Origin of the sequence: Pseudomonas sp. USTB-Z (assembly GCF_019691255.1) — a bacterium.
GTDB lineage: Bacteria > Pseudomonadota > Gammaproteobacteria > Pseudomonadales > Pseudomonadaceae > Aquipseudomonas > Aquipseudomonas alloputida.
Window position 1 is genome coordinate 39,157 of the sequence record NZ_JAECZP010000020.1, and the last position, 12,058, is coordinate 51,214.

Annotated in this window: 9 protein-coding genes; 6 read left to right on the forward strand and 3 right to left on the reverse strand. The window is 63.6% G+C overall.

Annotated elements, in window-relative coordinates; all coding sequences use genetic code 11:
* Positions 1–252 precede the first annotated feature (252 nt).
* The 5 genes from I8746_RS20715 to I8746_RS20735 all read left to right on the forward strand — a co-directional run bounded on the left by I8746_RS20715 (position 253) and on the right by I8746_RS20735 (position 5,526).
* On the forward strand, positions 253–1,293 hold the full coding sequence (locus tag I8746_RS20715) for a YCF48-related protein (protein WP_012053239.1): 1,041 nt from the start codon (positions 253–255) through the stop codon (positions 1,291–1,293).
* The gene (locus tag I8746_RS20720; RefSeq protein ID WP_003247228.1) at positions 1,290–3,689 is read left to right on the forward strand and encodes an RND family transporter; all 2,400 of its coding nucleotides are present in this window, start codon (positions 1,290–1,292) and stop codon (positions 3,687–3,689) included. The genes I8746_RS20715 and I8746_RS20720 overlap by 4 nt, the downstream gene beginning before the upstream one ends.
* A gap of 151 nt (positions 3,690–3,840) precedes the next feature.
* A complete protein-coding gene (locus tag I8746_RS20725) occupies positions 3,841–4,131 on the forward strand; it encodes a DUF5629 family protein (RefSeq protein ID WP_121783838.1) in 291 nt (96 codons plus the stop codon).
* The gene (locus I8746_RS20730) at positions 4,097–5,227 is read left to right on the forward strand and encodes a lactonase family protein (protein ID WP_259674182.1); all 1,131 of its coding nucleotides are present in this window, start codon (positions 4,097–4,099) and stop codon (positions 5,225–5,227) included. Before I8746_RS20725 ends, I8746_RS20730 begins: the two co-directional genes overlap by 35 nt.
* A 122-nt stretch (positions 5,228–5,349) precedes the next feature.
* A complete protein-coding gene (locus tag I8746_RS20735) occupies positions 5,350–5,526 on the forward strand; it encodes a hypothetical protein (RefSeq protein ID WP_012053237.1) in 177 nt (58 codons plus the stop codon).
* Between the two features lie 72 nt (positions 5,527–5,598).
* Here I8746_RS20735 and I8746_RS20740 read toward each other — a convergent pair whose 3' ends face one another.
* Genes I8746_RS20740 through I8746_RS20750 form a run of 3 tightly spaced genes read right to left on the reverse strand, consistent with a single transcriptional unit; the run spans position 5,599 to position 11,068 of the window.
* Positions 5,599–6,192 carry a glutathione S-transferase gene (locus tag I8746_RS20740; RefSeq protein WP_003247233.1) on the reverse strand — a complete coding sequence of 198 codons (594 nt, stop codon included), beginning with the start codon at positions 6,190–6,192 and terminating at the stop codon, positions 5,599–5,601.
* Complete coding sequence (locus I8746_RS20745; protein WP_221101030.1) at positions 6,189–9,833, reverse strand: AAA family ATPase; 3,645 nt, start codon at positions 9,831–9,833, stop codon at positions 6,189–6,191. The genes I8746_RS20740 and I8746_RS20745 overlap by 4 nt, the downstream gene beginning before the upstream one ends.
* On the reverse strand, positions 9,830–11,068 hold the full coding sequence (locus tag I8746_RS20750) for an exonuclease SbcCD subunit D C-terminal domain-containing protein (RefSeq protein WP_012053234.1): 1,239 nt from the start codon (positions 11,066–11,068) through the stop codon (positions 9,830–9,832). Before I8746_RS20750 ends, I8746_RS20745 begins: the two co-directional genes overlap by 4 nt.
* Positions 11,069–11,557: 489 nt before the next feature.
* Between I8746_RS20750 and I8746_RS20755 the strand changes: the two genes are divergently transcribed.
* Positions 11,558–11,989: a DUF2628 domain-containing protein gene (locus I8746_RS20755; protein WP_003247236.1), complete on the forward strand. Its 432-nt coding sequence runs from the start codon at positions 11,558–11,560 to the stop codon at positions 11,987–11,989.
* The last annotated feature ends 69 nt before the right edge of the window (positions 11,990–12,058 follow it).

Here is a 12,058-nt window from a genome sequence, read left to right on the forward strand (position 1 = left end):
CTTTGCAGCCCTTCGCGGGTGAACCCGCTCCTACAGGGGGGCGTAACCTTGTAGGAGCGGGTTTACCCGCGAAGGGCCGCCCAGCGGCCCCGGCTTTCCCCGGCCGACAACAAAACATAACACCCCGCCCGTTGTCTTCCCGCAAACATCCCCGCTACGATCCCCTCAAGCGATTGCAGGCCTCTAGATCAGGCTTTTTGCAAAGCCTGCAATGCATTGACCCACCAAAAAGAACACAACAAGGGGGCAGTCATGAGGGAACAGTTACGTACGCCAGCCAGGCGTGGTGCCTGGCCATGGGCAGCCAGCGCGATGCTGGCATTGGCATTGGGGGTGTGGGCAGACAGCGCCCAGGCCGCGGCCGCCGACGAATACTCCACCGAATCGGCCAAGGCCAGCCAAAGCCTGTTGATCGACGCCACCCATGCCGGCAAGCGCCTGGTGGTGGTGGGTGATCGCGGCCACATTCTGTTCTCCGACGACCAAGGCAGTACCTGGACCCAGGCCCGGGTACCCACCCGGCAATTGCTCACTGCCGTGTTTTTCCTCGACGACAAGCGTGGCTGGGCCGTCGGCCATGACGCGCAGATCCTCGCCAGCAGCGACGGCGGCGCCACCTGGAGCAAGCAGTTCGAAGACCTCGCCCGTGAAGCGCCCTTGCTCGATGTCTCCTTCCTTGACGCTCAGCACGGCTTTGCCGTGGGGGCCTATGGTGCCTTGCTGGAAACCACCGATGGTGGGCAGCACTGGCAGGATGTGGCCGAGCGGCTGGACAACCCGGACCAGCTGCACCTGAACGGTATCGCCCACGTGCGCGATGCCGGCCTGTTCATCGTGGGTGAGCAGGGCGGCATGTTCCGCTCCACCGACAACGGCCAGACCTGGGCCAAGGTCCAGGGCCCCTACGAGGGCTCGTTGTTCGGCGTGATCGGCACCGCCAGGCCGCAGACCCTGCTGGCCTACGGCCTTCGCGGCAACCTGTTCCGCTCCAGCGACTTCGGTGACAGCTGGCAGCCGATCGAACTCAAGGCCGCGCGCGGTACCCTGGAGTTCGGCCTGGCAGGCGCTACGCTTGTCGATGATGGCAGCCTGGTGCTGGTCGGCAATGGTGGCAGCGTGCTGCGCAGCACGGACGACGGCCAGACCTTCAGCGTGTACAACCGTGCCGACCGCCTGGCCCTGGCCGGCGTCAGTGGCCTGGCCAACGGCGGCCTGCTGCTGGTGGGGCAGGGGGGTGTGCACCTGGCCAGCGCCGAAGGGGCTGATCAGGCGGCCCGGGAGGTGCGCCCATGACCAGCAGGGAGAGCATTGCCATGCACCCGCATCACCAGGATAAAGCCACGCTGCTCGAACGCCTGATCTTCAACAACCGCCCAGTGGTCATCGCCCTGTGCGTGCTGGTCAGCATTTTCCTGTTCTGGCAGGCCACGCAGATTCGCCCCTCCACCAGCTTCGAGAAGATGATCCCGCTGCAGCATCCGTTCATCGAGCAGATGATGGAGCACCGCAACGACCTGGCCAACCTCGGCAACACCGTGCGCATCTCGGTGGAGGCGGTGAACGGTGACATCTTCGACAAGGACTACATGGAGACCCTGCGTCAGATCCATGACGAAGTGTTCTACATCCCGGGTGTCGATCGGGCCGGGCTGAAGTCACTGTGGAGCCCCAGCGTGCGCTGGAGCGAGGTCACCGAAGAGGGGTTTTCCGGTGGCGAGGTCATCCCTAACACCTACAACGGGTCGCAGGACAGCCTCGATACCCTGCGCGACAACGTGCTCAAGTCAGGCCAGGTGGGGCGTCTGGTAGGCAACAACTTCAAGTCCAGCATCGTCGACGTGCCGCTGCTGGAGAGCTACCCCGACCCGCAGGACCCGGGCAAACAGGTGAAGCTGGACTACCAGCAGTTCTCTCACCTGCTGGAAGAGAAGATCCGTGACAAGTTCCAGGCGCAGAACCCCAATGTAAAAATCCACATCGTCGGCTTTGCCAAGAAGGTCGGTGACCTGATCGATGGCCTGGTGATGGTGGCGATGTTCTTCGGCGTTGCCCTGGTGATCACCTGGGTGCTGTTGTACTGGTTTACCTGGTGCATCCGCAGCACTGTCGCCGTGCTCATCACCACGCTGGTGGCGGTAGTCTGGCAGCTGGGGCTGATGCATGCGGTGGGCTTTGGCCTGGACCCGTACTCGATGCTGGTGCCGTTCCTGATCTTCGCCATCGGCATTTCCCACGGGGTGCAGAAGATCAACGGCATCGCCCTGCAGTCGAGTGACGCCGACAACGCCCTTACCGCTGCCCGGCGCACTTTCCGTCAGTTGTTCCTGCCGGGAATGATCGCCATCCTTGCCGACGCGGTGGGCTTCATTACCCTGCTGATCATCGACATCGGGGTGATTCGCGAACTGGCCATTGGCGCTTCCATTGGCGTGGCGGTGATCGTGTTCACCAACCTGATCCTGTTGCCGGTGGCCATCTCCTACGTGGGCATCAGCAAGAAGGCCATCGAACGCAGCAAGAAAGACGCGACCCGCGAGCACCCGTTCTGGCGCCTGTTGTCGAACTTCGCCAGTGCCAAGGTGGCGCCGGTGTCGGTGGTGCTGGCGCTGCTCGCCTTCGCCGGGGGCTTGTGGTACAGCCAGAACCTGAAGATCGGCGACCTCGACCAGGGCGCACCGGAGCTGCGCCCCGACTCACGCTACAACCAGGACAACAACTTCATCATCAGCAACTACTCGACCAGTTCCGATGTGCTGGTGATCATGGTCAAGACGCCGTCGGAGAAGTGCTCGGTCCACTCGACCATGGCGCCGATCGACGAGCTGATGTGGACCATGGAAAACACCCCTGGCGTGCAGTCGGCGATTTCCCTGGTCACCGTTTCCAAGCAGGTGATCAAGGGCATGAACGAGGGCAGCCTGAAATGGGAAACCCTGTCGCGTAACCCGGACATCCTCAACAACTCCATCGCCCGGGCTGACGGCCTTTATAACGGCGACTGCTCATTGGCACCCGTGCTGGTGTTCCTCAATGACCACAAGGCTGAAACGCTGGAGCGTGTCACCGCCGTGGCCAAGGCGTTTGCCGACAGCCATGACAAGGAAGGCCTGCAGTTCCTGCTGGCGGCGGGCAACGCCGGTATCGAGGCAGCGACCAACGAAGTGATCAAGTCGGCCGAACTGACCATCCTGATCCTGGTGTACATCTGCGTGGCAGTGATGTGCCTGATCACCTTCCGCTCGTTCGCCGCCACGCTGTGCATCGTGCTGCCCCTGGTGCTGACCTCGGTGCTGGGCAACGCGCTGATGGCCTATATGGGCATCGGGGTGAAGGTGGCGACCTTGCCGGTGGTGGCGCTGGGGGTGGGGATTGGCGTGGATTACGGCATCTACATCTACAGCCGGCTGGAGAGCTTCCTGCGTGCGGGGCTGCCGTTGCAGGAGGCCTATTACCAGACCCTGCGCTCGACGGGTAAAGCCGTGTTGTTCACTGGCTTGTGCCTGGCCATCGGCGTGTGCACCTGGATCTTCTCGGCAATCAAGTTCCAGGCTGATATGGGGCTGATGCTGACCTTCATGCTGCTGTGGAACATGTTTGGCGCGCTGTGGCTGCTGCCGGCGCTGGCACGGTTCCTGATCAAGCCGGAGAAGATGGTGGGCAAGGAGGGGGGCTCGATTTTCGCCCATTGAATCGCAAGGGGGCCGCATTGCGGCCCAATCGCGACACAAGGCCGCTCCTCCACTAGGTTCGCGTGCCCTTGTAGAAGCAGCCTTGTGTCGCGATTGGGCTGCAAAGCAGCACCAGGGTTATAATGCCGCCACATCTTCCACAGGTACCCCCATGTCCCCCCTCGCCACCGCCCTGCAGTCCTGCGACATGCTCTTGATTGACGGCCTGCACGCCTTCGATTTCACCGCCGACGCATCCGGTCTCACCGTCGAATGCATGGACGGCCGCCAGCTTCGCCGCTGGTCCTTCACCCCCGAACAAGTCGCCGCCGCTATCGCCACCGGAGATGAATGGCAACTCAACGATGCCAACGGCGAGCATCGGCTAATCTGTATGAGTGCCTTTCGTGCCCCGGATGATGACCAAGATGAACCGGACCTGGACGAGCCTGCTGACCGCTAGCCTGATGAGCCTGACAATCTCTGCCCACGCTGCCACCTTGCTGGTGGGCAGCTACACCGATGGCGCCAGCCAGGGTATCTACCGCTACCATTTCGACGACAAGGCCGGCCAAATCGGCCCCACACCTCTGCAGGTGGTGAAAAGCGTCAGCCCTTCGTGGCTGGTGCTGTCGGCCGACCAGCGTCAGCTGTTCGCGGTGAATGAGACCCCGCAGGGCCATGCCAGCAGTTTCAGCATCAGCAGCAAAGGCGAAATCAAGCCGCTCAACCAAGTGGTCACCCAGGGCGACGAGCCCACCCACGCCAGCCTCAGCCGTGACCAGCGCTACCTGTTCGTGGCCAACTACGCGGTCAACCCCGACCCCGGTGGCAGCCTGGTGGTGATCCCGGTGGCCAAGGACGGCACGCTCAAGCCCGTGGTGCAACAGGCCCGGCATAAGGCGAGCGGGGTCAACCCTGAGCGTCAGGCCGGCGCCCACGTGCATTCGCTGGTGCTGTCGTCGGATGGCCAGCACCTGTATGCCAGCGACCTGGGTGCCGACAAGGTGTTTATCTACCGCTACGACGGTGCCAGTGCGGACCACCCGCTGACAGCGGCGATACCTGCGTCCGTGGCCTTGCCGCCGGGCAGCGGTCCGCGTCACTTGCTGTTCGACGCCAAGGGCCGGCACGCCTACCTCACCCTGGAAATGAACGCCGAGGTGGTGATGTTCGATGTGCAGGACGGCAACCTGGTTGAACGCCAGCGCTTACCCCTGACCGAGCGCCAGGAGGCCGCAGCGAAGGCGGCAGGTGGCTTGCACCTGTCGGCGGACGGGCGCTTCCTGTACGTGAGCAACCGTGGCACAGCCAATGAAATTGTGGCGTTCAGCGTGGGCAAGCAGGACGGCCAGTTGACGTTCCTGCAGCGTCGCCCGGTAGAAGGTGATCACCCTCGGGAGTTTGCCCTGGACCCGAGTGACAACTTCCTGCTGGTGGCCAACCAGAAGAGCAACCAGATCGTGGTGATACGTCGCGATCCGCGCAGTGGCAAGCTGCTGGAGACGATGCAGACGCTGAAGCAGGATGCACCCTCGGACCTCAAGTTCATCGAGTGATATCGATCAGCGTGATAATCGGTACTGCTGCAATGAATTTTTGCGTGCGGCCTCGGCGGCGTAAGTTTGACCCAAGGCCCAAAAGGGCCACCGTCAAACCACCGCCGTCGAGGTCAGCCCAGATGAACTTCAATCTCTTCCCGGTTATTGCCGCATCCGCCATTTCCGCATCGGTCGTCCTGCCAGCGCATGCCCATGCCGACAGCAGCAAGGCTTCTGCCACCCACAGCTACACCGAGCAGTACCTGCGCCAGAGCGCCCATTTCCATGCGGCCCTGAGTGGCAAGCACCACCACTGAGCCTTGTGCGGTGTCCTGTAGGAGCGGCCTGCGTCGTGACACAAGGCCGCTCCTACAAGGTATCGCGTGAACTCATTTGGCCATCACTGACCTGAACAGTTCCGAAGCCAGCCACCCCTCCAGCCAGCTCCGCACACGCGGATAAGCCGCCTCGGCGAACCACTGCGGTTCGACCCCGGCAAACTGGCGCATCAGGGGCAGCAACGCGGCATCGGCCATGCTCGGGTGGTCGGCCAGCAGGTAAGCCCGCCCCACCAGCAAGCCTTCGAGCTCCGCCAGCCAGGCCTCGGCCTGCTGGCGGTAATGCTCGCGGGAATGCTCCGGGTAACGTTCGGCATACTTGTACAGGTTCACGTGCGCCTTGAACGTGGTGTCATTGCGCGCAATCAGCGTTTCAGCCTGCTGCGCAGCCGCAGGGTTGGCCTGTAGCCGCCAATCCTGCGGGTCGTTTTGCGTCAGCGCCCAGCGCATGATGTCCAGGCTCTCTTCCAGTACCTCGGCACCGGTATCCAGCACCGGTACCGTGCCCTTGGGCGACAAGGCCAGCAGCTCTGCCGGCTTGTTCTTCATCGCCACCTCGCAAATTTCCACCTCGCAGCCGGCATAGCGCAGGGCCAGGCGCGCACGCATGGCCCATGGGCAGCGGCGGAACGAGTAGAGGATCACCCGCACACCTCCACGTCACTGAGGCCATTACCCTGGCGCCGCACCTGGATCTGGACCGGGATGCGCTCGTGCATTTCCTGTACGTGGGAAATCACCGCCACTTTGCGGCCCTGGGCTTGCAAGCCGTCGAGGGCGTTCATTGCCAGTTGCAGCGACTCGGGGTCGAGGCTGCCGAAGCCTTCGTCGATGAACAGCGACTCGATACGCAAGGTGCTGGACGCCATCGACGCCAGGCCCAGCGCCAGGGCCAGCGACACCAGGAAGGTTTCCCCGCCCGACAACGAGTGCACCGAACGCAGTTCGTCGCCCATCTCGGTGTCCAGTACCAGCAGGCCAAGGGCGCTGCCGCCGCGCTTGAGGCGGTAGCGACGGGCCAGCTGACGTAGCTGGGCGTTGGCGTGGTGCAGCAGCAGATCAAGGTTGTAGCCTTGGGCGATCTTGCGGAACACATCACCGGAGGCCGAACCGATCAGGGCATTGAGGCGGGCCCAGCGTTGCCACTGCTGGTGGGCCTGTTCGATTTCTGCCGCCAGCGCCTGGTGGGCCTGCTGCCGGCGCTGATCGTCGGCCTGTTGTGCACGCAATTCGGCGCACTGCTGCTCATGGTTGACCAGCCGCCCGCGCAGCTCGGTCAGGGCGTGTTCCAAGGCTTCGGCCGAGGTGTCCACGGTCATTTGTGCGGCGTGTTGTTGCAGGCGCTGCTCACGTTCCTGCAGCAGCACGCGGCCCTGCTCGATGGCTTTTTCCGCGGCTTGCAAACGCTGGCGCAATTCATTGACTTGCGCGTCATCCATGGCCAGCAGGCGATCGAGGCCGGCATCGTCCAGTTCCGGATGCTCGCTGCGCCACTGGGCGATCTGGGCCTGCAACTGTTGGCATTCGGCATCCAGTGCCTGTTGTTGCTGGGTATTGGCCTTGAGCTCGCTGGCCAGTTGCACGCCTTGGGTGCGCAGATCTTGCAGGCGCTGGGCGGTGTCGGCATCGAGGGCGCGGGCTTGTTCCAGCGTGGCTTCCATATGCTGCTGCCAGGCTTCGGCACTGGCATGTTCGCCTAGCAGCTCGCCGAGCGACGCCTGGGCCTGCTGGCGCTGTTCGTCGAGGGCCGCGAGTGTGTGTTGCAACTGCTGCAGGCCTTGCACGCGCGCCTGTTGCTGATCGCGCAGTTTGTCCAGCTGGGCTTGCCGGGCTTGCTGTTCTTCCTGTTCGTCCTTGCGCTGTTCCAGTTGCTGCAGGCGCTGGGCAATCTGCTGGTCGAGGGCGAGGAAGGCATTGGCCGGGTCGTCGTTGAGGGCCTTGAGCGCTTCCTCTGGCAGTACGCCGGCCAGGTCGTTCAGGCCTTGCTGCAACAGCTGTTCGTCGTTGGCCAGGGCCTGGTGCTGTTGCTCCAGATGGCGTTGGGCCTGTTGCTGGGCGTCGTGGGCCGCCTGCAATTGCTGGTTCAGGCGGGCGGCGTCTTTTTGCAGGGCCAGCAGGGCGCTCTGGCGTTTCTCGTCCTGGCTGATTTCTTCATCCAGGCGACGCAGCTGGCTGTCGAGCCAGGTGCTACGGGCCTTGTCGTCCTGCGGGGCGAGGGCTGGCCATAGGCTGTGTGCCTGTACCTGAGCCACCAGCGGTTGCAACTGTTCGCCCAGTTGCTGCTGTTGCTGCTGAAAGTCCTTGAGCTGGGCATTGACCACACCCAGCTGGGTACGCAGCTCCACCAGCGTGTTGTTGAGCGTTTCGACCTGCTTCTGCGCGGCGTGCTCTTCGGCCTGGTCATGGCGACCCAAGCTCTGCAGCAGCGCTTCTGGCTGATGGAAGGGGTGTTCGGCGCTGCCACAGACCGGGCAGGGTTCGCCGTCACGCAGTTGGTCACGCAGTTCTTCGACGCTGGTGTTGCGTGCCAGGCGTTGCCGTTCCAGCAGTTGACGGGTGAGGATCAACGCCTGCTCGGCGGCCTCCAGCTCGGCCTTGGCGGCGGTGCCTTCGGTAATCAGTTGCTGGCGTTGCAGCATGGCCTGCTGCTGCCGTTCGCGCAGGGCATCCAGCTGCTGGCGCAGCTCCTGTTCACGGCCGTGCAGGCGTGACATTTCTTCTACGGCGCGCTGCTGTTTGCGGTTGTCCTGCAGCATGCCGCCGAGCAGGTCGATCTGTTCGGCCAGGGCCTGGGGTTCGGCCTTGGCTTCACGGAACAACAGGTCGTAGGCATCGCGCTCGGCCTGCAGGTGCGCATTGGCCTGGCTGGCCTGGGCCTGCAAGCCGGGTAGCTCTTCTCGGCCCTTGGTCAGGCGGCCACCGATCAGCATCACCTGTTTCAGTTGCGGCAGGTAGGCGTGCCAGGCATTGGCCAGGCCCGCCAGGTGCTGGCTGTCGGCAAGCGCGGTGTCGATCTGCGCCAGTTGCTGCACGCTGCGCTGCTGGTTGTCTTCCAGCTGCTGCAGTTGCTGCTGGCCGTCAGCGACCTGTTGTTGGGCCTGTTGGCTGATGCTGCGCTGGGCGGCCAGCTCCTGGTCCAGGCGTGCCAGACTGTCCTGGGCGGCAAAGGCCTGGCGCAGGCGCGGCGCGTTCTCGCTGTGCTGGGCCTGGCGGTCCGCAAGCGCTTGGCGCGCAGTGTCCAGCGCCTGTTCGAGCTCGCGGGTGCGCACCTGCAGTTCGGCTTGCTGCTGTTGCTGTTCGGCCATTTTCGCGGCCACTGGCGCCAGCTGTGCGCTCAGGGCCTGTCGGCGGTGGAACTGGTGACGCTGTGGGGCCAGGCGCTCCAGGCGTGCCAGGTCCAGGCGTGGTTCGGCCAGCTGTTGCCAGTCCAGTTCGGCGGCCTGCAGCGTGGTGCTGGCTTCGGTGTGTTGGGCCTGTAGCTGGCATTGTTCATTCAGCCAGTTGCGTTGCTGCTCCAGCTGGCGCTCGCCGGCCTGGTCGGCCTTGAACTGCTGCTGCGCCTGCTCCAGGCGCTTGTCGAGCTCGGCACGGGCCTCGGCAGCCATCGGCAGCAGGTGGCTGGCGCGCTCTTTCAGGGTGTTGTGCGCCTCGCCGGCTTCGCGCGCCTTGCTGAAGGCACGCTGGCCCAGGCGGGTGTAGATCGCGGTGTTGGTGAGCTTTTCCAGCAACTCGCTGCGGTCTTTGTCGTCGGCCTTGAGGAACGCGCCGAACTCGCTCTGGGCCAGCATCACCGCACGGGTGAACTGTTCGAAGTTCAGGCCCAAACGGGCTTCGACCAGTTGCTTGTATTCGTTCTTGCCACTGCCGAGCACTTGCTCGCTGTCGAGGTCGTAGAAGCTTTGACGGCTGTGCTGCAGTTTGCCGTTGGCCTTGTCGCGGGCGCGGTTGGCTTCCCAGCGGGCGCGGTAGCGGCGGCCGTCGATGCCGACGAAATCGACCTCGGCAAACCCGCTGCCGGTGCCACGGCGCAGCAGGTTGCGCGGGTCGGAGGTGGGGATGTCGCCGTCGGCGTCCGGCACCTTGGCCTCACGGCCAATGGCATTGAGGCGCGGCACGGTGCCGAACAGCGCCAGGCACAGGGCGTCAAGCAAGGTGCTCTTGCCAGCACCGGTAGGCCCGGTGATAGCGAACAGGCCAGCGCTGGCCAACGGTTCTGCGGTGAAATCGATGTCGATCGGGCCGGCCAGCGATGCCAGGTTCTTCAGGCGGATGGCGAGAATCTTCATGGCTGTTCCTCTTCCTGCTGCACGTCCTGCAACAGCAGGGCGAAGTCGGCCAGCGCCTGCTCGTCGGCGGGGTTGCCGTAGGCTTGCTCCCAGGCGCGGCTGAACAGGTCTTGCGGGGTCATCTGGGCCAGTTCGACAAAGGCCAGGTCATCGTCCTCGGCGTTGTTGCGGCCGGCGTACTCGGCGCTGATGCGGATCAACCGTACCGCCTTGCCTTCAAGCGCGGTTTCGATCTGCTGGCGCAGGTCGGGTTGCGGCTCGTCGAGCATCACCCGCACCTCCAGCCAGGGCTGGCGGTTGGGGTCTTCAAGCAGGTCGATCACGGGCAGGTCGGCCAGTTGCTGCAACAGCTCGCCCAGCGGTGCCGGGCCCACCCGTTGCAGGGCCACGGCGCGTGGTACGGGGCGTGGCTCGACGCTGACCAGGCCGTTGCCGTCCAGCTCCACTTCCAGGACCTGGTGCGGGTAGTTGATTTCGGCGAACGACAGCGGGATTGGCGAGCCGCTGTAGCGGATGCGTTCTTCGCGGTTGACCTTCTGCGGTTTGTGCAGATGGCCCAGGGCGACGTAGCTGATAGCCTTGTCGAACAGCTTGGCCGGCAGCGCCTCGGCGTTGCCGATGATCAGGCTGCGTTCGGAGTCTTCCGACACCGCGCCACCGGCCATGTGCGCGTGGCTGATGGCGATCAGCGCCTGGTCTTTCTTGCGTTTCTTCAGGGCGGCGGCGATCAGTTGCTGGTGCACCTGGGTGATGCCTTGCAGGTAATCGTCACCCAGCTGCGGGCCGGTGACTTCGGCCGGCCGCAGGAAGGGCAGGGCCAGGCACCAGGCAGCGACCTTGCCCCGGCCGTTGGTCAGCGGAATCAACAGGCGCTCGGCATCCAGCTGACCCTCGTCCAGCCAGTGCACACGGCCCAACGCATGGGTGCGCAGGCGGCGCATGAGTGCGGCGGGCAGCTCGATGCGCGAACCGGAGTCGTGGTTGCCGGCGATCATCACAATGTCCAGCTTGGGCTGTTGCTCATGGGCCTGGACGATGAAGTCGTAGAGGCGTTCCTGGGCTTTGACGGGTGGGTTGACGGTGTCGAAGATGTCGCCCGCAATCAGCAGCGCATCCGGCTGGCGCAGGCGCAGCTGGCCGAGCAGCCAGTCGAGGAAGCAGGCGTGTTCGAAGTCGCGTTCCTGGCCGTGCAGGCTTTGGCCCAGGTGCCAGTCGGAGGTATGAAACAGACGCATGGATGACCTGTTGGTGTCGAGTCGAGCAAGCGAGGGCTTGGCTTGGGTGATGGGTGTTGCGCAAGGGCGGTATGGTAACCCAAGCACGGGGGCGCTGTGCGGCCCGAAAGTTCAGCGCTTGATCTCATCGGCGTACGGTGCTGGTTGTCCTGCAGGCAAGCCCGCGCATTAAACCCCTTGTTCATGGATGGCATTGGCTTATCGCGGTAGCGTCCTGCGACTCCAGGCGTTGACGCGGGTTGCCACGTTGGTTCCATGAAAAGCTGACATTGATAGCAGGGTGTCGCTCATCTCGGTTTGCCCCACAAGACGTGTCGCGGCAAAGCAGCGAGCACACGCTCGGCCACTTCCGCCTTGAACGTTCTGTGAGCTGGCTCTCGCTTTGTACCAGGGATCAAGCTTGCCCTCAAAAGTAGGCTGATCTACCCTCCGAAACGGCCATGATCACGGCTATTCGAAACCCACGGACGACAATCACAGGAGTCACCAATGGAAGGCATCCCTCAGACCCAATCTTCCCCGGATAACCTCAAGCCAAAATGGCGGGAGCGTTTCGCCTTCTTCGATCAGTACGGCGCCCCCACCTCCGAGTCATACAAAGCCGCATTCCGCGCCTTGCCATTCGGGAAGAAGTTGCTGATCAACAACAATTTCATAGCCTTTTTCTTCGGCCCGATCTATTGGTTCGTGCTGGGGCTGTGGAAGAAGAACCTGGTCATGCTGGCCATCATCATCGGCATCGGGCTGCTGCTGAGCGTCTATGAGGTGGCGACGGGCAGCGAAATCCCGCGTCCTCTGGATAACGGTATCAGCATGGGGTTTGCGTTTCTGTACAGCTTCCTGACCAACCGGGCCTATTACCTGAAGCAGGCCAAAGGGCAGCAGAGCTGGAACCCGTTCGAGGGGCAGCGGTTCATCTGACTCGGCTGGTACATTCGGCAAGTATTGTCAGGGGCGGCCATGAGCTGAAAATTCGCAATCAGCCACTGC

What these genes read in the sequence shown, in the direction of transcription:
- I8746_RS20715 (WP_012053239.1), top strand. Translation starts at nt 253, where the DNA reads ATGAGGGAACAGTTACGTACGCCAGCCAGGCGTGGTGCCTGGCCATGG.
- I8746_RS20720 (WP_003247228.1), top strand. Translation starts at nt 1,290, where the DNA reads ATGACCAGCAGGGAGAGCATTGCCATGCACCCGCATCACCAGGATAAA.
- I8746_RS20725 (WP_121783838.1), top strand. Translation starts at nt 3,841, where the DNA reads ATGTCCCCCCTCGCCACCGCCCTGCAGTCCTGCGACATGCTCTTGATT.
- I8746_RS20730 (WP_259674182.1), top strand. Translation starts at nt 4,097, where the DNA reads ATGAACCGGACCTGGACGAGCCTGCTGACCGCTAGCCTGATGAGCCTG.
- I8746_RS20735 (WP_012053237.1), top strand. Translation starts at nt 5,350, where the DNA reads ATGAACTTCAATCTCTTCCCGGTTATTGCCGCATCCGCCATTTCCGCA.
- I8746_RS20745 (WP_221101030.1), bottom strand. Translation starts at nt 9,833, where the DNA reads ATGAAGATTCTCGCCATCCGCCTGAAGAACCTGGCATCGCTGGCCGGC.
- I8746_RS20750 (WP_012053234.1), bottom strand. Translation starts at nt 11,068, where the DNA reads ATGCGTCTGTTTCATACCTCCGACTGGCACCTGGGCCAAAGCCTGCAC.
- I8746_RS20755 (WP_003247236.1), top strand. Translation starts at nt 11,558, where the DNA reads ATGGAAGGCATCCCTCAGACCCAATCTTCCCCGGATAACCTCAAGCCA.